General features: G+C 68.2%; 15 protein-coding genes. 5 read left to right on the top strand and 10 right to left on the bottom strand.

Going from position 1 to position 20,543, the window contains the following annotated elements:
- Positions 1-68: 68 nt before the first annotated feature.
- Complete coding sequence (locus AC507J_RS22660) at positions 69-3,167, bottom strand: M14 family metallopeptidase (protein ID WP_496291184.1); 3,099 nt, start codon at positions 3,165-3,167, stop codon at positions 69-71.
- 201 nt (positions 3,168-3,368) lie between these two features.
- Here AC507J_RS22660 and AC507J_RS22655 point away from each other — a divergent pair, with 201 nt between their 5' ends.
- The 4 genes from AC507J_RS22655 to AC507J_RS22640 are packed head-to-tail and all read left to right on the top strand — an operon-like array spanning position 3,369 to position 7,982.
- Positions 3,369-4,319: an NAD-dependent epimerase/dehydratase family protein gene (locus AC507J_RS22655; RefSeq protein WP_496291183.1), complete on the top strand. Its 951-nt coding sequence runs from the start codon at positions 3,369-3,371 to the stop codon at positions 4,317-4,319.
- A gap of 44 nt (positions 4,320-4,363) precedes the next feature.
- Positions 4,364-5,722 carry a lipopolysaccharide biosynthesis protein gene (locus AC507J_RS22650; protein ID WP_496291182.1) on the top strand — a complete coding sequence of 453 codons (1,359 nt, stop codon included), beginning with the start codon at positions 4,364-4,366 and terminating at the stop codon, positions 5,720-5,722.
- Between the two features lie 17 nt (positions 5,723-5,739).
- Positions 5,740-6,741, top strand: a complete 1,002-nt coding sequence (locus AC507J_RS22645) for a glycosyltransferase (protein ID WP_496291181.1) — start codon at positions 5,740-5,742, stop codon at positions 6,739-6,741.
- A 17-nt stretch (positions 6,742-6,758) separates the two neighbouring features.
- The gene (locus tag AC507J_RS22640) at positions 6,759-7,982 is read left to right on the top strand and encodes a glycosyltransferase family 4 protein (RefSeq protein WP_496291180.1); all 1,224 of its coding nucleotides are present in this window, start codon (positions 6,759-6,761) and stop codon (positions 7,980-7,982) included.
- Here AC507J_RS22640 and AC507J_RS22635 read toward each other — a convergent pair.
- The 4 genes from AC507J_RS22635 to AC507J_RS22620 all read right to left on the bottom strand — a co-directional run bounded on the left by AC507J_RS22635 (position 7,927) and on the right by AC507J_RS22620 (position 11,813).
- On the bottom strand, positions 7,927-9,066 hold the full coding sequence (locus AC507J_RS22635; protein WP_496291179.1) for a DegT/DnrJ/EryC1/StrS family aminotransferase: 1,140 nt from the start codon (positions 9,064-9,066) through the stop codon (positions 7,927-7,929). The genes AC507J_RS22640 and AC507J_RS22635 overlap by 56 nt on opposite strands.
- Positions 9,063-9,695, bottom strand: coding sequence for a sugar transferase (locus AC507J_RS22630; protein WP_496291178.1), 633 nt, complete (start codon positions 9,693-9,695; stop codon positions 9,063-9,065). Before AC507J_RS22630 ends, AC507J_RS22635 begins: the two co-directional genes overlap by 4 nt.
- Before the next feature lie 227 nt (positions 9,696-9,922).
- Entirely contained in the window at positions 9,923-10,357 is a 435-nt protein-coding gene (locus AC507J_RS22625; RefSeq protein ID WP_496291177.1) for a hypothetical protein, read from the bottom strand.
- A 46-nt stretch (positions 10,358-10,403) separates the two neighbouring features.
- Positions 10,404-11,813: an O-antigen ligase family protein gene (locus AC507J_RS22620; protein WP_496291176.1), complete on the bottom strand. Its 1,410-nt coding sequence runs from the start codon at positions 11,811-11,813 to the stop codon at positions 10,404-10,406.
- Positions 11,814-12,107: 294 nt separating this feature from the next.
- On the opposite strand from AC507J_RS22620, the gene AC507J_RS22615 reads away from it, so the two are divergent.
- On the top strand, positions 12,108-13,484 hold the full coding sequence (locus AC507J_RS22615) for a hypothetical protein (protein WP_496291175.1): 1,377 nt from the start codon (positions 12,108-12,110) through the stop codon (positions 13,482-13,484).
- Here the strand turns inward: AC507J_RS22615 and AC507J_RS22610 are convergent.
- The 5 genes from AC507J_RS22610 to AC507J_RS22590 form a co-directional block, all read right to left on the bottom strand.
- Positions 13,450-15,228 carry an ABC transporter ATP-binding protein gene (locus AC507J_RS22610; RefSeq protein ID WP_496291174.1) on the bottom strand — a complete coding sequence of 593 codons (1,779 nt, stop codon included), beginning with the start codon at positions 15,226-15,228 and terminating at the stop codon, positions 13,450-13,452. The two genes, AC507J_RS22615 and AC507J_RS22610, sit on opposite strands and share 35 nt — an antisense overlap.
- Positions 15,222-16,547: a glycosyltransferase family protein gene (locus AC507J_RS22605; protein ID WP_496291173.1), complete on the bottom strand. Its 1,326-nt coding sequence runs from the start codon at positions 16,545-16,547 to the stop codon at positions 15,222-15,224. The genes AC507J_RS22610 and AC507J_RS22605 overlap by 7 nt, the downstream gene beginning before the upstream one ends.
- The gene (locus tag AC507J_RS22600; RefSeq protein ID WP_496291172.1) at positions 16,547-17,674 is read right to left on the bottom strand and encodes an O-antigen ligase family protein; all 1,128 of its coding nucleotides are present in this window, start codon (positions 17,672-17,674) and stop codon (positions 16,547-16,549) included. The genes AC507J_RS22605 and AC507J_RS22600 overlap by 1 nt, the downstream gene beginning before the upstream one ends.
- A 251-nt stretch (positions 17,675-17,925) precedes the next feature.
- Positions 17,926-19,038: a glycosyltransferase gene (locus AC507J_RS22595; protein WP_496291171.1), complete on the bottom strand. Its 1,113-nt coding sequence runs from the start codon at positions 19,036-19,038 to the stop codon at positions 17,926-17,928.
- Between the two features lie 83 nt (positions 19,039-19,121).
- Positions 19,122-20,480, bottom strand: coding sequence for a glycosyltransferase (locus AC507J_RS22590; RefSeq protein ID WP_496291170.1), 1,359 nt, complete (start codon positions 20,478-20,480; stop codon positions 19,122-19,124).
- Between the last annotated feature and the right edge of the window lie 63 nt (positions 20,481-20,543).

The following is a 20,543-nucleotide window of genomic DNA, read 5'->3' as shown; positions in this document are numbered from 1 at the left end:
GATCAACTACTGCCGTCAACCTCATGATCAACTCGGGAGGCGGGTGGGGTGGGGGGTGGGGGTGGGTGTTAGCTGTGGGGGGTTAGGTGGGAGAGGGAGCGGGCGACCAGGTGGTTTCGGGTGGTGGGGGTTAGGCCCTCCAGGCCGAAGCCCAGGTAGACGGTGTCCCGGGTGACCACGACCGCGCCCTCCTCGAACGCCTGCTGGCTACGTGACCAGTCGTTGGCCGCCGGGTTGGAGCCGGCCGGCGGACCGGCCACCGTCCAGCCGCCCAGGTCCGCCTCGAAGGAGGTCTCCGCGACGGTCACCCCGTCAACGACCACCCGGGTGTCGTCCAGGAACACCCCGAGGTTCTGGGTGGCCCAGTCCGTCACGTAGCTGATCGAGACCTCCACCCGCTTGCCGGCGTACGCCGACAGGTCGGCGACGAACTCCTGCCAGCCGTTGGAGGTGCCGGTGGCGCCGTGCCACTCGCCTGTGGTGCCGGTCGGCGAGCAGTCCGTGCCCTGGTAGTGGGCGAGGAACGGATGGATCTGCGCCACCCAACCGGAGCCGCAGCTCTGCCCGACCTCCGGCGCGGTCAGCCCGCCGACGTCCGGCAGCGTGGTCCAGTCGTCGGTGCCCACCTCACGCGCCTCGACGATCATGAAGTCCCAGTTCGGCTCGATGTCGAAGGAGGTGAAGAAGCGCAGCTCACCGCTGCTGGCCCCGGTCAGGTCCACGGTCCGGGTCAGCCGCTTGTACGACTCGTCGGACTGCCCGCTGAACAGGTACCACCCGCCGGTGCGCGGATCGTACGGCGCCCCGCCCGGCCGGACCCAACCCGCCGGGGCGGAGCTGGCGAACTGCGGGAACTGCTCGACCGGCAGGAAACCCGAGGTGGTCAGGAACGAGGCGGTGTGGTCCTGGTTGCCGGCCGAACCCGGGGCGTTGAGCGTCGCGGCGAAGCCGGCGAAGGCCCCCGCGTCGCCACGGACCGGGTACGGGTCACCCTCCGGCGAGGTGCCGCCGTCGCTTACGTAGTTGTACGCCCCGAGCCAGTACTGCTGGAAGTCGTTGAGCAGCGGCAGGCAGGTCAGGTCCCCGGCGTCGGTGCACTCCGGTGGCGCGTCCGGTCGGTAGGCGTACGAACCGTTGGCGGCCTGGGCGTAGAGCGCGTACTTGCCGCTCACCAGCAGCTTGCCGCCCTCGTTGAGGTAGTCCCGGACGGCGAGTTCGGTGTCCAGCGCCGCCTTGGCCGCGGTGCCGGGCACCTGGCCGGGTGAGCGCAGGATGACGTCGTCGCCGGTCTCCCAGACCACCGTCCGGTAGTGCGACAGCACGCCCAGGTGGTGCGGGGCGGCGCGGCCCATCGCGTCGAAGTCGTACACGTCGCTGCTGCGCCCGGCGGCCCGCAGCGCGGCGGCGATGTCGGCGGCGTACTTCGCGGTGCCGCCCTCCTGGGCCGGACTCAGGCCGGTGACGTCCTCCACCGCCAGGATCAGCACGTCCCCACCGATGTCGTGGTGCACCCGGTAGGTGAAGCGTTCGCTTGTCACCTTGCCCCGGCCGGGTTTGTCGCCGGTGAACCAGACCTGCACCCGGTCACCCGGTCGGGCGCCGGTCACCTTGCCGCGCAGCTCGGCGTAGTAGTCGTTGTGGGTGTCGCCGTAGCGCTCGCCGCCACGCCACTCGCGGACCGTGCTGGACTTCGCCGACCTGCCGTTGATCGTGTAGTTCAGTCGCACGTTCTTCAACGACCGCCGGCTGATCGCGGCGACCTCCTGGTCCCGGCCGTACGACACGTCGAAGGAGTCGACCACGAAGTCCGGGGTGCGGTGGCCGAGCACCGAGACCGGCTCGTCCGGCCGCTGTGCCGACTTCGCCACCGAGAGCGCGAAGGGGAGGTTCTTGGCCACCTCGGCGGCGATCAGCTTCTCGTCGTCGGGGAAGGTGAAGACGCTTGCGCAGTCCTCCGGCCGCCACTTGTCGTCCGGGTCGACGGCGGACGCCGCCTGGCAGGTGGACATCTCCGGGGTGAACCCCAGCGTGCCGTACCGCACGGTGGCGTGGCTGTCGGTGTCGCCGTTCGTGGTGTACAGCTCGGCGGAGAGGTCCGGGTCGTAACCGGGGATCGCCGGGTTGGCATCGTCGCCGGCCATTGCCTCGTAGATCACGTCGTCCGGGGTCGGCGTGGACACCTGCCAGCCGACGCCGTAGAGCAGCAGTTCGGCGGCGGAGTGGTAGTTCACGAAGAACTCGAACTTGAGCCGTTTCAGGAACGCGTCGAGCGCCTTGGTCTCCGGCTCCGAGTTGGGACCGGGGCCGCGGTAGGTCTCGCTGTTCGGGTCGGGGGAGGAGCCCTCGTTGTCGTAGCCCCACCGGTAGCTGAAGTTGCGGTTCAGGTCGACCCCGTCCGCGCTGGTGAGCTGCCCGTCGCCGTCGTTGTCGCGCAGGTTCTTGCGCCACAGCCGGTTGCCCGGGGTGAAGGTGTGGTCGTAGCCGTCCGGGTTGAGCACCGGGACGAACCACAGCTCGGTGCTGTCCAGCAGCCGGGTGATCTCCCGGTCCGAGCCGTAACCGGTCAGGACGTGGTGCATCAGCCGGCGGGTCATCTCCGGTGTGATCCACTCTCGGGCGTGCTGGGCACCGGCGTAGAGCACCGCCGGTCGCTTACCGTCCTTCGTGGTCCGCGCGTTCTTGGTGACCTTGACGGCGAGGATCGGCTTGCCCTGTGCCGACCGGCCGATGGGCTGCACCTTGGCCAGCCTCGGGTAGCGCGCCGCGGTCGCGGTGAGCTCGTCGCGGATGCCGCCGGGGGCGCTGTACGAGCGGAACCCCGTCCAGCCCGTCGCGGCCTGTTCCTGCAGCACCTGCGAGGCGTCCCGGCCGCGTACCTGCTTGACCTTCAGCCGTACGCCCTGGCTCGCCAGCCGGGCCGCCTGCCGCTCGCTCAGCACGGTCTCGACCCGGGTGTTGCCGTCCTTGTCGCTGGTCGTGTCGTGCCCGAGGTCGACCCCGGCCGCGCGTAGCTGCTCCAACTGGGCCGGGTCGACCGTGCCGACGTACACCTCCAGGCCGTCCCGGCCGACCGGGTCGGCGGGTGGCCGCGCGCTCGCCGGTGCGGTAAGCGCCAGCGTGCCGACCAGAGTGACCACGCCGGCGATGGCCAGCGGTGTGCGCCTCATAGCGTCTCCTCGTGGTGAAGGAACCGGTAGGCGTGAGCTTCCCGGCGAGCCAGAGGCATGTCAATACGTCGATAATGCTCGACATTCTGGCGGATGGGCCGATGCCTCCTTCGGCCTAAATTGACGATTCATCCCGTAACGAGGGAACGCCCTCACTCGGTGAACAGGGGGTCGATCCACCCAGCCGGAGGCCTTGTCTCGATGCGCATCCTCATCACCGGCGGCGCCGGATTCATCGGCAGCAACCTGGCCCGGTCGGCGCTGGGCGACGCCGCGGTCAAGGAGGTGGCCGTCCTCGACGATCTCTCCGTCGGGCTGCGCGGCAATCTCCACGGACTCGACGTCGACCTCGTCGAGGGCTCGATCCTGGATCCGCGCGCCCTGGACCGGGCTATGGCCGGGCGGGACGCGGTCGTGCATCTGGCGGCGCTGCCGAGCGTGCCGCGTTCGCTTGACGACCCGGTCGCCTCGCATCACGCGAACGCCACCGGAACCCTCATGGTGCTCGAGGCGGCCCGCCGGCACGACGTCGGTCACGTCCTGGTCGCCTCCTCCTCCTCGGTCTACGGCGCCAACCCCGCGCTGCCGAAGCCCGAACTCACCTGGACCCGGCCGATGAGCCCCTACGCTGCAAGCAAACTCGCCGCCGAGGCGTACGCCCTGGCCCACCAGGCGTCGTTCGGCCTGCCGACGCTGGCCCTCCGGTTCTTCAACGTGTTCGGCCCCGGGCAGCGCCACGACCACGCGTACGCCGCCGTCATCCCCCGGTTCGTGCACGCGGCGCTGCACCGGCGGTCCGTGCTTGTGCACGGCGACGGCACCCAGTCCCGCGACTTCACCTACGTGGGAACGGTCTGTGCGGTGATCCTCGACGCGCTCCACCGGCGGGTGCACCACCCGCATCCGGTAAATCTCGCCTTCGGTGCCCGCGCGAGTCTGCTGCACGTGCTCGACGAACTGGCCGAGGTGCTCGGTCGGCCGATCGAGCGCGAGTTCGGTCCGTCCCGGACCGGCGATGTCCCGCACTCGCTGGCGGACGACACGCTGCTGCGTGCCCTGTTCCCAGGCGTGCTGCCGGTGGACCGCCGCGACGGGCTGCGGGCAACCGTGGAGTGGATGGCCAGCCGGCTCGACGTCGAGCGGGCCCGGTGATCCGGGCCGCGAACCATGCCGGGCCGCGAAGGCGGGCGCTCAGGGTGGACATCGCGACCGCCGTACTCACCAAGGGCGCGGGCCTCGCGACTTCGTTGGTGATCACTCCGGTCTGCTTCGGATATCTGGGCGACCAGCGGTACGGCCTGTGGATGGCCATCACGTCGCTCACCGGCATGGCTTGGTTCGCCGATCTGGGCCTGGGCAACGGGTTGCTCACCCGGCTCAGTCAACTTGGCGCGGACGCGCGACAGCGGGCCCGGGAGATCTCCGGCGCGTACGCGACGCTTGGCAGCCTCGCGGTGGCGATGCTTGTCGTGCTCTTCATGGTCAACTCCACGGTGCCCTGGGCCGGCCTGTTCGGCGTCACCGATCCGGCGGTCGCCGGGGAAGCGTCGCTGCTGGCCCTGCTCTGCTTCGGCGCCTTCGCGGTAAACGTCCCGCTCTCGCTGATCCACCGGGTCCAGTACGCCAGTGGCCAGGCCACCCAGACCAACAGCTGGCAGGCGGCCGGAGCCGCGCTCTCCATGGTGGCCGTCCTCGTGGCCACCGGCACCGGCCAGGCCCCGTTGACGGTGATCGCCTGCGCGGTCCTGGCGGTGCCGCTGACGAACCTGGTCAACACCCTGGTCTACTTCGGTTTCCAGGAACCGGCGGTGCGACCGGGGCTGAAAATGGTGCACCGGAGCACGGCGACCGGGCTGCTCCGGCTCGGCCTGCGGTTCTTCGCGGTGACGTCGCTCGCGACGATCGCCCGCAACCTGGACAACCCCATCGGCGCGTACCTCCTCGGGCCGGCCGTCGTCGCGCACTACGCCGTCGTCGGCAAGCTCTTCGGCGTCATCACGGTTTTCGTCGGCCTGGTCGGGCTGACCGTCTGGCCGGCGTACGGCGCGGCGCTGGCAGCGGGCCAGGTGGAGTGGACCCGCCGAACCACCCGCCGGCTGATGCTGCTGAGCGGGGCGACCGTGGGGGTGCTCGGAGTGGGCGTCACCGCCTTCGGCCACCGGCTGCTCGCGCTCTGGGTCGGCGAGCTGGACACCTCGGTGGTGCCGGTCGCCGTGCTCGCCTGGCTCGCGCTCTGGGTCTTCCTGACGACCGTCACCCTGCCGATGATCCTGGTGCAGAACAGCATCGGGCTGCTCGGACCCCAGTTCCTGGGCTGGGCCGCCTTCCTGCTGCTCGCGGTCGCACTCAAGTTCTGGGGGCTGCGCACCTTCGGACTGGTCGCGCTGCCCGCCACGAGTTGTGTCGCCTACGTGGTCACCGTGCTGCCGGCGGCAGTCGTGGGCTATCGAAGTGCGCTGAACCGCTCCCGCCCGGATCCGCAGCCCGCCGAACGCGGGTCCGACGACCCCCGACCGGCGCAACCGGTCGGCGACGGGACCGCCCTGACTCGATAGCCCCTGGGAGCTCAGAGATGAACGGAACGCAGATCGCTATCGATGCCGCCGGCTGTCTGCATGGCGGTGCGGGACGGTTGAAGGTCGAACTCGACGCCTTCCTGGCCGAGCGTCGGCTGCCGGTACGCGTGATCGGGCAGGGGCGACACCTGACTCCGACCTGGCTGCTGCTCCGCGACGCACACGCCGGTCCGGCACCGGTGACGGTCGCGCTCAACAACGTCGCGTTCGCCTGGCGTGGGGCCGAGCGTCGGGTGCTGGTGCACAACGCCCTGCACTTCCTGGCCCCCGACGAGCAGCGGACGCTGCGCCTGCGGCCCCGGTTCCGGGCGACGATTCCCGTGGTCCGGCGGATGCTGCCGCAGGCCGACATGATCGTCGTACCCTGCTCGGCGATGGCGGAGCGGGTCGCCGCCCAGGTGCCGGCGGTACGCGACAGGCTGCTGGTTCTCGGCAATCCCGTCACTCCGGTCGGTCCGCGCATCCCGACCGAGGAGGCGTCGATTCTGGTCCCGGTCGTGCCGTCGCACTACAAGAACGTGCTGCGCGAGTTGCGGGTGCTGCTCGCCGCGCTCGACCGGCGCGCGTTACCGCTGCGGGTGCGAATTACCGCGTACGCCCACGAACTGCCCGCTGACCTGGTGGGCCAGCCGCGGCTCGACCTGTTGGGCCGGTTGCCGCACCACGAACTCGCCGAGCACTGGCGACGGGCGACGGCCGTCTTCTTCCCGTGCGTGTTGGAGTCCTTCGGATACGCGCTGGCGGAGGCCCGGGTGTACGGGTTGCCGGTGCTGGCGCCGGAGACGGACCAGAGCCGTGAGGTCGCGGGCGGCGCCCTCGTGCCGTACCGCCTCGCCGACATCGACAGCCTCGCCGACGCGCTCGACGGGCTGGGGCGGCACGTGGTTCCCGAGCCAGACGCGTTCGAACGCGGCGCCTACTTCAGCCGACTGCTCGGGCTGGCCCCGGCCGCTGCCGGGGAAGCCGCAGCGAGCGCGCCGTCGGGGCCGGCCCGGTGACCGAACGAGGAGGAACAATGTCCGATCCCCACCAGCAGCCGCACGTCACCACGGCCACCCGAGGGCACCGATCCGCGATCCGCGTGGTGCGGGTCACCGGCCTGCTGAACTTCGGTGGCACCGAGTTGCGTACCGCCGACCTGCTGCCCCGGCTGGCGGCCGCCGGCATCGTGGTCGACCTCGTCACCCTCAGCACGCAGATCGGTCCCGGCCCGCTCGCCGCCGCGGTCCGCCGCCACGGCGGCACGGTGTACCCGATTCCCCTGGACCGGCGGTTCCCCGATCGCTTCCTGCGGCTGCTCCGGCGACTACGCCCGCACGCCGTGCACGCCGACCTCAACAACTTCTCCGGGGTGCCGCTCACCCTCGCGGCCCTCGCTGGCGTGCCGACCAGGGTGGCCCACTTCCGGGGCGACGACAACGGGCGACGCTCGCGCCGCCGACAGGTGCAGCGGGCGATCTTCCGTCGACTGCTCGACAGATCGGCGACGGATGTGCTGGGAGTTTCACCGAGCGCGCTGACCTGTGGGTATTCCCCGTCCTGGTCGGGCGATCCGCGGTGTCGGGTGGTCCTCAACGGGCTCGACCTCGATCGCCTGCTCAGCCCGTCCGATCTCGACCTGCGCGCGGCGATCGGTGCCGGGCCCGGCGCGGTCGTCTGCCTCACCGTGGGGCGGGCCTCCCCGGAGAAGAGGCGGAGTTTCCTACCGGCGGTGATCGCCGCCCTGCACGACGCCGGCGTCGACGCGCACGCCGTACTGGTGGGGCCACAGGAGCCGGGCGACGACGCCCGCGTCCGGGCCGAGGCGGACTCGTGTGGGGTGAGCCAGCGGGTCCACCTGCTCGGCCCGCGTGACGACGTCGGTGGGCTACTGCGTCAGGCGGACGTCGCGCTCACCCCGTCGACCCTGGAGGGCCTGCCCGGCTCCGTACTGGAGGCGGTGGCCGTCGGTACGCCGGTGGTCTCGACGGACCTGCCCGGGGTGCGGTTCATCGCCGACCGGCTGCCCGGCGTCACGCTCATCGACAAAGAGGCGACCGGGCAGGAGTGGGCGACGGCAGTCCGTGCCGCACTCGGCGGCCCGACCGCCAACGACCGGGCCGAAGCGGTCGCCCGGTTCGAACGAAGTGTGTTCTCCCTGGACGCCGCGGTGGCCGAGCACCTCACGATGTACCGCCGGACCGTCAACCCCGGGAGCGGACAGCCAGGAACTCGTCGATCGCCGAGAGCACGGCGGTGATCTGGCGCTCGCTCAGGGAACTGCCGCTGGGCAGCGTCAGACCGTCGGCGAAGAGCCCTTCGGCCGCCCCGGTGAGCAGGCTCTCGGCGTCGGCGTACGCCGGTTGCAGGTGCATCGGTTTCCACATCGGCCGCGTCTCGATGTCCCGCGTGGCCAGGTGGGCACCGAGTTCGGCCGCCGTCCAGCCTGCCTGTCGCCGGTCGACCCGGATGACGGTGAGCCAGCAGTTCGAGTCGGCGTCCCCGGCACCCACCAGGCTCACCCCGGCCACCGGGGCGAACAGCTTCGCGTACCGGTCGCGCACCTGCCGTCGGCGGTCGATCATCCCGTCCAGCCGGACCAGCTGCGCGCGACCCAGCGCGGCGAGCAGGTTGCACGACCGGTAGTTGTAGCCGGTCTCCCGGTGCTCGTAGTGGGCCACCGGCTCACGGGCCTGAGCGGACAGGTGCCGGGCCCGGGCGAGCAGGGCCATGTCGTCGCCGACGAGCATCCCGCCGACCGAAGTGGTCATGACCTTGTTCCAGTTGAACGAGAAGGCGCCGACCCGTCCGAAGGACCCTGCGGCGCGACCGCAGTGCCGGGCGCCGAGCGCCTCGGCGGCATCCTCGACGATCGGCACGTCGGCGGCGGCGCAGATCGGCAACAACGCCGTGTAGTCGGCGCAACTGCCGAAGAGGTCGACCGGGATCACCGCACCGATCCGCTCACCGCGCGCACGCAGTCGGTTCAGCAACTCGGCGACCAGTCCGACATCGATGTTGCCCGTCTGCGGGTCGCAGTCGACGAAGATTGGCCGCGCGCCGGTGTAGCGGACCGCGTTGGCGGTGGCCACGAAGGTCACGGTCGGCACCAGCACCACCTGTCCCGGACCGACGCCCAGCCCGAGCAGGGCCAGATGCAGCGCGGCGGTGCCCGAGCTGACCGCCACCGCGCCGCGGGTGCCCACCCTGGCCGCGATCTCCTGCTCGAAGGCGTCGATATCCGGCCCGAACGGCAGAATGCTGCCGGAGCGCAGCGCCGTGATGAGGTATGACTCCTCCAGCGGCCCGAGGTCCGGCATGGACAGGTAGATGGTGTCGCTCATCGCTGACTCCCGAGAAACTCCGGCGCGGTCGGGTGACCCTCGGCGGTGATGCCCTTGCGAAGCAGCGTCGCGCCGATGGTGGCCACCAGGATCGACAGGTCGAGGCGGAAGGTCTGGCGGTCCACGTACTCGACGTCGAGCGCGAGCCGGTCGTCCCAGGTGAGGCGGTTGCGTCCGCGTACCTGTGCCAGGCCGGTGACGCCCGGCCGGACGTCGTGCCGCCGGGCCTGCTCCGGGGAGTACCGGTCGAGGTACTGCGGCAGCAGCGGTCGCGGCCCGACGAGACTCATCTCGCCGCGTAGCACGTTCCAGAGCGTGGGCAGCTCGTCCAGGCTGGTGGAGCGCAGCCACCTGCCGAAGGGGGTGAGGCGGTCACCGTCGCTGACCAGACCGCCGCGCGGCTCGCGCATGGTGCGGAACTTGACCAACTCGAACGGGCGCTCGTCCAGGCCGATGCGGCACTGTCGGAACAGCACCGGTCGACCCAGCGCCACCCGGACCGCCACCGCCACCACCGCCATCAGCGGTGCGGTGAGCAGCAGCAGCAAGGACCCGAGGAGTACGTCGAAGATCCGCTTGACCGGATCGTCCGGGCGGGTGGGGCGGGGCGGGTGGATGGGCGCAGCCATCGAGGATACGGGCACCTGCCTGACCTCCATCAAACTCAAAACGTCGCAAACCGCTCAAAATGTTGTATCAGGCTCATTCACCTCGATGGGGCGAAATGGCGACAGTAGGGCTCACCCTTGAGTAACAACCCGCAGAGGGCCGTCAAGGTCACTGGGCCTCGGCGTGCCGCCATCCGCCGGGGCCATTGCCGGTCTCGGCTCAGGGCGGAGCTGTGGCGGTCCCGGGATCAGCGGGCGCTGTCGCCGGCGTCGAGGCGTTGTTGCAGCAGGGTGCGCAGGGGAATGGAGTCACCGTCCCGGCCACCCGCGCCCACGATCAGGGGCGCGGGGCTGGGCTGGGGGTCGGCGCCGAGTAGCCGGGCGCGCAGCGTGCGCGGCACGACGAGCAGGTGGAATCGGCCCGACGCGTCAACCGCCCGGCTCCGCGCCCGATCGATGTACCAACCGCGCAGACCAGTCCGGTAACGGGCCCGCCCGTCGTAGGAGCGGGCGACGAGTCGGGTGGTGGCCAGCCCTCGCCGGCGCGCCTCGGTGACGAAGGCGCTGACCAGCGCTGCCGCCTCGGTCTGTTCGGCCAGCCGCCGCTGCTCGTCGGCAGCCGCGTGCGCCCGCACCGCGCGCTGTCGCGCCGCCTGCCAGTCCGCACCGTCGTCGCCGACCACGGACCAGACGGTACGCCCACCCGCGCCGGTGGCGGCGTGGTGGGCCCTAAGACCAGGAGGACGGGGCTGAGTGCGGTCCGGCCGCGCCGGCCGTGGCTGGCGTAGCGGGCGCTTCTCCATCGGGGGCGCGGATGGTCGTGAGCACCGCCGCGACGATCGGCCAGAAAAGGTACGGGAAGATCAGACCCGTGGCGAACATTGCCGACTCGCTCAACTGGATCACCAGGCATGCGGCGATGAGCCAGAGGAATCCTGGGTTGGCTCCCTCCATCGGGGCGTACCACAGTGCCCGCAACGCGGCGAACACCAGCAGGACGAGAGGGACGAGACCAGCTATCCCTGTTTCCAGCAGCCACTGGAGATAGCTGTTGTGCACCATGCCGACTCTGATGTTGAAGAACCCGGCCTGGAGGTTCTGCTCGAACAGTTGCGGCCCGGCGGCGTACCCGTATCCGAAGGCCGGACGGGTCTGCCACAGGTGGATCGTGGCCTGCCACGTTTCCAGACGACCGTTTGAGACATCGCCACTGCCCGGCTCGCTGAAGCGTCGGGCGAAGTCTTGGACCCAGGCTGCATTGATGACCAGGGAGACCGCGTTGAACAGCTGGCCTACTGCGAACGCGGCGGCCGCCACCGTGACCACGCGTGCCAGCGTCCTGCCCCCGTGACGTAGCACGATCCAGAGCGCGCCGACCAGCACCGCGACAAGGGCGGTGCGGGACTGGGAGAGCACGAGGGCGATGACCGCCGGCACGAGGCCCAGCAGGTGTAGCCGATTGCGGGAGTGCCGGTAGACCGCCCACCCCAGTGGGATCGTCAACGAACAGATGAGGCCGAGCATGTTGGCGTTGCCGTAGAGACCTTGGAAACGTTGGTCGTAGGGGTTCGTGTTGCCGGAGTTGACGAGACCGTAGCCGAGACTCAGCACGAGGGACGCGCTGAGCATCACGTACACCACTGCCAGGTCCCGGAGCATTACGGCTCTGTCGGCCCACCGGCCTACGACCAGAACGTGCACCAGCGCGGCCAACAGCATCAGCGCGATGCCCTGTTGGAGCGTGTGCAGGACGTCGAGCGACCACAGGCTGCTGAGCGTGGCGAGGCCGGCGGCCGTGTAGAGGGCGATGACGAACAGCTGGGTGTACCGGTCGAGCCGTACGCTCCGACGGCCCGTGGCGACGTGAGCCCAGCAGATCAGGCCAGCGATGGCAAGGTACCGAGGGTAGAAGGTCAGCTGCGCCAGTGCTGGCAGGTCGGACGCGGAGGCCAGCAGAAGGAACATCGCCATGGCCAGGAGCCGCTGCCAGCCGTCGAGCCGGCGGAGGAGACAGAGCAGAATGATCGTCGCCGCCGCTGTGCCGATGGCGATTTCGGGGTTGTCGATGGCGAGCACGGTCGTTGCTGCCGTCAGGAGGATGCCGCCAGCGACAAGGGCGGCGCCCGGCCAGTCGTACATCCGGCGGGCACCGGTCGAAATTATCTCGCCAAGATCCTCGTCTGACCGCCGCAACCCGGTGCCTCTCTGGCGTAAGTGATCCATATCAACATGTCAACCTAAAGGGCTTACTGTCGGATTTGGCCTTAGGGCGAGATTACTGCTCATTGCCCGTGCGGTGCGGGATCGCTTCAAGAGGTGTTGTTGTCCCGTTCCCGTATAAACCGGGCATATAGGATAGTTGCACCTGCTTGCCGTTCCGAGGATCTCTTCGGCGAGAGCTGTCCAGAGTTCAGTAGGGGAGAGGTCCACCGAGTGAAGGAGCCACCGGTCTACGTCCGGCGGGCTGTGGCGTCGCCGGGGTCCCGGACCCTGACCTGGCTTCCGCTACTGCTGGCTCTGCTCTGGTTGCTCGGCACCTTCGGCGCGTTCTGGCTCACCGAGATGTCTCGTAAGGTCGACAACCCCGGCCAGCTCTGCGTCTTCGTGTTCGGGGCGACGGCCTTGTTCGCTGGCGGCTACGCACTCAAGATGGGGCAGCGCCGGCCGACACCGATTGCTGCGGTCCACATCGCCACTCGCGTCCGGACCGCGCGTCGGGTGGTTCTCGCCAGCGCGGTTTACTACACGGTGTCGAGCCTTTCGCGACTTACCGAGTTCGGCGCGACCGGCATACAGAGCGTCTGGCAGAGTGTCCAGGATCCCGCGACGGGCTACCAGAACAAGATCGAGGTGTTCCAGCAGGGGCACATCAGCACGAACCCGTGGCTCAACCTACTTCTCTTCCCGCTCGGCGTGCTCAGCACGGCACTCGTGCCGCTGCTGGTCGTGCACTGGCGTGACCTTTCGATCTGGCTGCGGTTTGCCGGCCTGACCGGTACCGCGCTGCACCTGGCGTTCTATCTCTTCATCGGCACCATGAAAGGGCTCGCCGACGTGGCGATCATGCTGGTCGGAGGTGCCCTGGTCGCCGTGGCCGCGGCACCACGCCGGCGGCGAGCCCTGCTACGGCGGCATGCGGCCATGATGATCGTCGGAGCGATCGCTGTGGCGAGCGTCTACATGACCTACATGCACGGCGAACGGGCGGCGGGTGACTTCGGGGGCTCGGACAGCCTGGTGCAGGTGAACTCCTCGGTCGAACAGGTGGTGGGTAGCACCGTGGCCGAGGGACTCGACGACTTGATCGCCTATCCGACGCACGGCTACCTCGGACTCTCGTACAACCTGCAACTGCCGTTCGTGTGGTCCTACGGTCTCGGTAGTGCGCCGGCGGCGGCGCTCTTCGTCGAGGCGTTCGGTGCCGACCTGACCGAACACCCGCCCTACCCCTACCGGACGGAGTCCGAAAAGGGATGGCCGGCCGACATGTACTGGGCCACCATCTACCCCTGGCTCGCCTCGGACCTCACCTTCCCGGGCGCGGCGTTCTTCATGGGACTGCTCGGCTGGCTCTTCGCGGCCTCGTGGCGTGCGGCGACCGCTGCTCGCCGTCTGGTACCAACGCTGATCTTCGCCCAACTCTGCGTGCTCATCGTGTATGTGCCGGCCAACAACCAGCTCGGCCTGACGATGGAGTCCATCATCGGGATGATCACGCTGCTGCTGCTCTACGCGGGCCAGTCATTTGCCGAATCCGCACGAGCACATGCGGTGGTCAGACCGATTGGCTCGGGACCGACGGCTGGCTGAGTTCGGCCTCGCTGATCCGGCCCCGGTCGAGCACCACCCGGATGCCACACCGTTGCACGGTGCTCAACCGGTGCGCGATGACGAAGACGGTGGTCTTGCCGTACAGCTTCTCGATGGTCTCGACGATCTGCCGCTCCGCCTCGATGTCGAGGGCTGCCGTCGCCTCGTCCAGGACGAGCACGTCTGGCTGCCGGTACAGCGCCCGGGCGATGCCGATGCGTTGCCGCTGACCGCCGGAGAGCCGTACGCCGTGCTCGCCGAGCATGTGGTCGAAGCCGCCCGGCATGGCCAACACGGTGTCCAGCAGTTGTGCCTGCGTGATGGCGCGCTCGACCGCAGCGTCGTCGATCTCTTCGTCGTCCAGACCCAGTGCCACGTTCCGGCGTACCGTGTCGTCGATGATCACGGTGTCCTGCGGGACGTAGCCGATGTGCTCGCGCCAGCCGGGGACCAGCTCCGGGGTGATCCGCACGCCGTCGACGTAGAGCCCGCCCTCGCTGGGTTGCAGTAGTCCCAGCAGAACATCCACAAGCGTGGTCTTACCTGATCCGGACGGACCGACGATGCCGACCGAGTCGCCGGCCTCGATGGTCAGGTCGATTGACCTCAGGGCCGGGGTGTTCGCCCGCGGATACCGGTAGGAGAGGTCACGGAACTCGATGCTTCGCGCGAACCGTACCGGTCGCGGGGTCTCGTGCGCCGCGCCGGAGCGCGCGATGTCGTTGCTCGCCTCGACCAGATCCTTCTCCACCTGGTCCAGGCTGCCGATGCCGATCCGCACTTCGTTGAGCATCGTGGCGAGGCGCTGCACCGACGGCAGGAGCCGCATCGACCCGATGAGGATGACACCGACGGAGGCCAGCACCTGGTTCTCCCCACCGAGGATCGCGGCGCCGCTGATCGCCGCCATCACGATCAGCACCATGGCTTCCAGGTAGTACCGCGAGACGGTGGAGAGGAAGAAGACGCCGCGGGTCGCTTGGGCGTGCTCGCTGCGTGCCATCTCGAACCTACGTGCCACGGTGTCGCGTCGACCCAGCGTTGTCAGGATCTTCACCGCGCGCAGGCCCTCCTGGGAGATGCGTTGGTTGCGTGCCATCAGCCGCTCGTCGTCGATGCCGATGCGTCGTGCCGCCCGGCGCACCAGGAACAGGTAGATCGCCATCGCACCACCGAGCGCAACGATCGACACGAGCGCCGGAACCGGTTCGATGACCACGAGCGTCGCGGCCAGTCCGATGATCAGGAATGCGTCGATGACAATCGTCGTGCCGGCGTGCAGCACGCGCATCGTGAACAGCCGCGATGAATTGATGACCGTACGCATCAGGTCGGCTGAGTGGTGTTCGAGGTGGAACTCGTAGCTGGTGCCCATGAACGTGCGGAACAACCGCGCGGACAGGGCCGCCTCGGAGCGGGCCAGCAGCCCCGACTGCCACCAGGCGAGCGCGGAGGCCGCGATCCCACGAGCGACGAGCAGACCGATGCTGATGCCCCCCACGACGGCCACGAAGTCGGTGAGTTCCTGTGCTCGGGTCAGGTCACGAGCCAACCCCACCAGGCTGTCGGGTCCCGCCTCCGGCAACTGTGCGGGAGCCGCGAAGACCTGTACGACCGCGGCCAGCGCCACGAAGCCGGCCATCTCGAGCAGGGTTATCGCGAGCGCGACCGGAATGGTCATGGCCAGTCCGAGGCGGGTGGGGGGATCGAGCAACCGGGTGACCCGGCGCAGAGTGCTCAGCATGGCGTGCCGTTCAGGGTGCGTTGGGTTGCGGTTTTGAGGGTGGTGGCGAATCGGGTGGCGACGTTTTGTTGGGTGTGGTGTTGGTGGGCGTAGGTGGTGGCGTTGTGGGCGAGGTGGTGTCGGAGTTGGGGGTTGTGGCAGAGGGTGGTGAGTTGGTGGAGGAGGGTGGTGGGGGTGTCGGCGGTGAGGCCGGCGTTGGCGGTGCGGATGTGGTTCATGGAGGCGAGGTTTGTGGGTCCGTAGCCGAGGATGGGGCGTGCGGCGGCGAGGTATTGGGGGATTTTTGTGGAGACGGAGTAGTGGGTGTAGCGGCGGATGTCGGGGTTGGAGGATTCGACGTGGATGAGGATGGTGGAGTTTTGTAGTGCGGTGGGGACTTGGTGGGTTTCCAGGGGTGGTCCGAGGTGGGTGTGGGGTAGGTCGGTGAGGTGTTTTCCGTAGCGGTTGAGGTCGTCGGTGGGGGTGTGGATGGTGAGTTGGGCGGGTTGGCCGTTGGTGGTGATGGTGTGTAGTGCGGTGGCGATGTCGCGTAGTGGTTCCCAGCGGTTGAGGTGGAGGGCGCCGACGTAGGTGAGTTGGATGGTGGGTGGTTGGTGGGTGGGGTGGTGGGGTGTGTGGAAGTAGGTGTTGTCGACGCAGTTTGCGAAGACGTGGAAGGGGATGTGGTAGCGGCGGGTGTATTCGTCGGCCATGGGTTGGCTGATGACCATGCCGAGTGGGGCGTGGTGGATGAGTCGGTCGATGGTGTGGTGGACGACGCGGTCGGCGAGGCCGAGGAGTTGGCCGTTGGCGTAGAGGGTGGCGGGCCAGTCGTCGGTGAAGTGGGGTACGACGGGCACGCCAGCGGCGCGGGCGACCTCAGCCGTTATTCTGGTGAGTCGGACGTTGCCGAGCATGGAATAGACGACGTCCGGCCGGAACTGGCGGACCCACTCCATCAACGCCGGGGTGATGTTGATCGGACTGAGGCCGGCGGTGGTCCGGATCTGGGAGTACAACTTGCTCAGAACGGGCCGACGTCCGGCCGCGCTCTCCATGGTGGCCATGGCCCGACTCTGCTGCACCGGCGAGTGGCCGTTCCAGCCCAGCATCCGCATGGCGTAGTGCTGGACGGCTGGATAGTGGTCGAACGACGGATAGCTGAAGTAGTTCTCGCACACGTCTGTAGCCGGTGTGTCGGTGGCGGTGTAGATCTGCCCGAGGCGGGCTTTCGGCCAGCCGGAGAAGAGATTGGACAGCGTCAGGGCCGTCCCGGTGCCGTGGCTGAAGGGCGCGTGACCCACCACCAGCACTCGCGGAAAATCCTCGTCTGAACGCATCAACGCGTGTTCCTTTCTGGCATGACCCGCGCCGCCGGCCATGTGCCGGGTCGCCGATGTCGAACAGGGGCGGCAAATTCCGGGCGCTGCATCACGGACAGCAGGCCGAGCAGCAGGAACACCCCTTTTGCCGTCTCCCAGTGCCCGGTCAGCCAGATCGGCAGCATCGTGATCATCAGGAGACCTGCCAATCGCTGGTTCGATGGCGTGGATCGTGCGGCCGGAATGATGGCGGCCGTGGCGAAGACGGCGGCGTACAGCAGTATTCCGATCAGGCCAAGATCGTTGCCCAGGGTCAGGAACAGGGTGTGCGGGCCGACTTCGTGCAGTGCCGGGAAGCCGGCCGCGCCGATGCCGATGATCGGTGCCGCCAACCAACTGGCCAGTGCCGCCGGCCAGATGTCGAGTCGTCCGGAGAGGCTGCCCGTCTCGCGTCCGAAGACGCTGTCGAGCCAGAGCAGCGCATCGGTGTCGAAGAGGCCCAGGGGCACCAGCACGAGTAGCGCGGGGGTGGCGATGCTGACCAGGAGATACATCCGGCGTGGTGCGATGAGGCTCAACGGGAGGTAGAGCGCTGCGAGGATCAGCGAGATGGTTGCTCCCTTGGTGCCGTTGAGTATCACGCCGTAGGCGAGCAACGGAAGGCAGGCGAGCAGGCAGAGGCGCAGGACGAGTGCCTGGCCACGGAGCGCGATGAGGGTGATCGCGATGAGGGTGGCCGTGACAAAAATGTACGCCGTGTAGTTGTAGTCGACGGCCTCGATGTTTTCGGTGTTGTCGACACTGAAGCGAACCGAGTAGTCGAAGGTGCTGGCCCGGACCGCATTGACCGCGGAGGACGCCTGCTCCATCACGGTGCGTGCCGTCATGACCGCGCCCACGAGAAAGGCGCAGCCGACCGCGATGAGCTGGCGCCTGGTGGTGACGACATGCCGTACCGCGAGGAAGATCAAGCAGGCCGCCGCGTACTGAACGGACGATGTCAAGGTGTATGCGGCGTCTACTGTCCAGAAGCGGGTGGCGAGCGCCCAGGCGCCGGTGAGGATGGCGAAGATCTCCGGTGAGTCGAAGCGCGGAATTCCCTTCAGCGCGATCGCGACGATCGCAGCCGGACCCGCGTAGACCAAGGACCATTCGGGCGACCAGCCAGCGAAGAACGCGACGACACACAGTACGGCGACGCCCAGCCAACCAGTGGTCGACCACGAGGCTCGGTGCGACGGCGATGGCAACTGCTGAGGAGGATTACCACGTCTCGCTCGAAGGCGTGCGGTCGGGGCCATTCCTTGCATATGTTTCCCGTCCGGTTTCGGAACTCGTTCACTGTGCGGCGTGGCGGGTAGCCCGCCCAGACCACCGCGGCGGTCATTCACGTTGATTATTGCCAGCGGTGCAGGAATGCCCCGAGCGGTTCCGCGTAGCCTCGGTAATCGAACGATTCGAGAGCTTGACTCCGTGCGGCCTGGCGCATGAACCTTCGTTGGGTACTGCTCAATCGTGCTGCCGCATGAATCGCTTCGGTGACCTCATCCAGGGTGTGGTTTCGACAAACCAGACCCTCGACGTTGTGGTGCAGGTAGTTGCCCATGTCGCCGGTGAGGTTGGCGATCACCGGTACGCCGTTGGCGAGGCTTTCGCAGAACTTGGTGGAGAAGCCCGCCGTCATGGCCCGTTCCGGCCGGCGAATGAGCACGCTGAAGTCCGCCGCTTGTAGAGCTGCCGCGACCTCGGGTTGCGGCAGGCGGCCGAAGCATCGGACTCCGGCCGGCAATGGTCGACCATCGAGCAGGCGGTGTATCTGGTCCGGCACCGGCCCGTAGACGCGCAGCTCGATGCGGGTGCCGTCGTGTTCGACCCGGCGTACCGCCTCGATGACGGTGGCCAGCAGGTCCTTGGTGTTCCGGATCGGGTGACCGGCGTAGGCGAGGACGAGGTCGGCCGGGTCATCGGCCTTCTGCCTGGACTCCACCTCGAGGTTCTTGACGTCGAGAGTGGGTGGGAGTCGCAGGACGGGTTTGCCGGTGGCGCGGCGGTAGTGATCCTCCAGATAGGAGCTGATCGCAATTATGCCGTCACAGCGGGGGTAGTAGTAGTGCATGGCCAGTTTCATGCTTGCGTGCAGTGGGCCGAAATAGCCGCCGCGTACGGAGCGTCCGCTGAACCAGTCGACGACATCCACGATCAGTGGTACGCGGTTTTCTCGGCACCAACGCTGAAGGTGGAACATGTACTGGGCCTGGCCGCCGTTCACCAGCACGTGTGTCGGTCTGGTCGGCTGAGCGTCCAGCCAGTGGACCGTCCGCTTACCCCAATGCACCAGCATCTGCACCGAACTGGCGATCAGCCCCGCTCCCGGCGGCGGTGCCTCGCCGAGGCCGACGTACGAGACCGAGCCCGGTCCGTCCAGCCCCGGCAGCGGAGTCAGGACGCGCGGCTCGGGGCTGCCACTGGCGACGACCACGTGGTAACCGGCGGTGGCCAGGGAGGCCACCAGACCATGGACCCGTCGCGATCCCGCCTGACCCCACGGGAAGAGGAACGGACCTACGCAGGCTACCCACTGCGACCGGCGTTTCATGCCGTTACCTCTGTCTTCCCCTGGGTCGGATAGTGGGGTGCGGGCGGGTGGGCTGGCTTCTGGGTTGCGGTTTTGAGGGTGGTGGCGAATCGGGTGGCGACGTTTTGTTGGGTGTGGTGTTGGTGGGCGTAGGTGGTGCCGTTGTGGGCGAGGTGGTGTCGGAGTTGGGGGTTGTGGCAGAGGGTGGTGAGTTGGTGGAGGAGGGTGGTGGGGGTGTCGGCGGTGAGGCCGGCGTTTGCGGTGCGGATGTGGTTCATGGAGGCGAGGTTTGTGGGTCCGTAGCCGAGGATGGGGCGTGCGGCGGCGAGGTATTGGGGGATTTTTGTGGAGACGGAGTAGTGGGTGTAGCGGCGGATGTCGGGGTTGGAGGATTCGACGTGGATGAGGATGGTGGAGTTTTGTAGTGCGGTGGGGACTTGGTGGGTTTCCAGGGGTGGTCCGAGGTGGGTGTGGGGTAGGTCGGTGAGGTGTTTTCCGTAGCGGTTGAGGTCGTCGGTGGGGGTGTGGATGGTGAGTTGGGCGGGTTGGCCGTTGGTGGTGATGGTGTGTAGTGCGGTGGCGATGTCGCGTAGTGGTTCCCAGCGGTTGAGGTGGAGGGCGCCGACGTAGGTGAGTTGGATGGTGGGTGGTTGGTGGGTGGGGTGGTGGGGTGTGTGGAAGTAGGTGTTGTCGACGCAGTTTGCGAAGACGTGGAAGGGGATGTGGTAGCGGCGGGTGTATTCGTCGGCCATGGGTTGGCTGATGACCATGCCGAGTGGGGCGTGGTGGATGAGTCGGTCGATGGTGTGGCGGGCGACGCGGTCGGCGAGGCCGAGGAGTTGGCCGTTGGCGTAGAGGGTGGCGGGCCAGTCGTCGGTGAAGTGGGGTACGACGGGCACGCCAGCGGCGCGGGCGACCTCAGCCGCGAATCTGGTGAGCCGGACGCTGCCGAGCATGGAATAGACGACGTCCGGCCGGAATTGGCGGACCCACTCCATCAACGCCGGGGTGAGCTTGATCGGACTGAGGTCTGCGCTTGTCCGCAGGTGCGTGTAGATCTTGCGTAGGACGGGACGGCGGTCGGCCGCACTTTCCATCGTGGCGACGGCCCGACTCTGCCCCATCGGCGAGTGGCCGTTCCATCCCAACAGCCGCATGGGGTAGTACTGGAGAGCTGGATAGTGGTCGACCGGCGGATAGCTGAAGTAGTTCTCGCAAATCTCCGTCGTCGGCGTCCTGGTGGCGGTGTAGATCTGCCCGAGGCGGGCTTTCGGCCAGCCGGAGAAGAGATTGGACAGCGTCAGGGCCGTCCCGGTGCCGTGACTGAAGGGCGCGTGACCCACCACCAGCACTCGCGGAAAATCCTCGTCTGACATCAACCCAGGTGCCTCTCTGGCGTAGCCGCCCGCTAACGATCTGTATCAGGTTGTATCAGGGTC

The sequence above is a fragment of the Micromonospora sp. PRAS1 genome, from assembly GCF_059553435.1.
Note: the sequence above shows the minus strand (reverse complement) of the source record. Positions and strands in the feature narration are given on the sequence as shown.

Coding starts and splice junctions, on each gene's coding strand:
- AC507J_RS22590 (WP_496291170.1), bottom strand. CDS start 20,480: ATGTCAGACGAGGATTTTCCGCGAGTGCTGGTGGTGGGTCACGCGCCC.
- AC507J_RS22660 (WP_496291184.1), bottom strand. CDS start 3,167: ATGAGGCGCACACCGCTGGCCATCGCCGGCGTGGTCACTCTGGTCGGC.
- AC507J_RS22605 (WP_496291173.1), bottom strand. CDS start 16,547: ATGCGTTCAGACGAGGATTTTCCGCGAGTGCTGGTGGTGGGTCACGCG.
- AC507J_RS22610 (WP_496291174.1), bottom strand. CDS start 15,228: ATGCTGAGCACTCTGCGCCGGGTCACCCGGTTGCTCGATCCCCCCACC.
- AC507J_RS22640 (WP_496291180.1), top strand. CDS start 6,759: ATGTCCGATCCCCACCAGCAGCCGCACGTCACCACGGCCACCCGAGGG.
- AC507J_RS22655 (WP_496291183.1), top strand. CDS start 3,369: ATGCGCATCCTCATCACCGGCGGCGCCGGATTCATCGGCAGCAACCTG.
- AC507J_RS22620 (WP_496291176.1), bottom strand. CDS start 11,813: ATGTACGACTGGCCGGGCGCCGCCCTTGTCGCTGGCGGCATCCTCCTG.
- AC507J_RS22645 (WP_496291181.1), top strand. CDS start 5,740: ATGAACGGAACGCAGATCGCTATCGATGCCGCCGGCTGTCTGCATGGC.
- AC507J_RS22630 (WP_496291178.1), bottom strand. CDS start 9,695: ATGGCTGCGCCCATCCACCCGCCCCGCCCCACCCGCCCGGACGATCCG.
- AC507J_RS22635 (WP_496291179.1), bottom strand. CDS start 9,066: ATGAGCGACACCATCTACCTGTCCATGCCGGACCTCGGGCCGCTGGAG.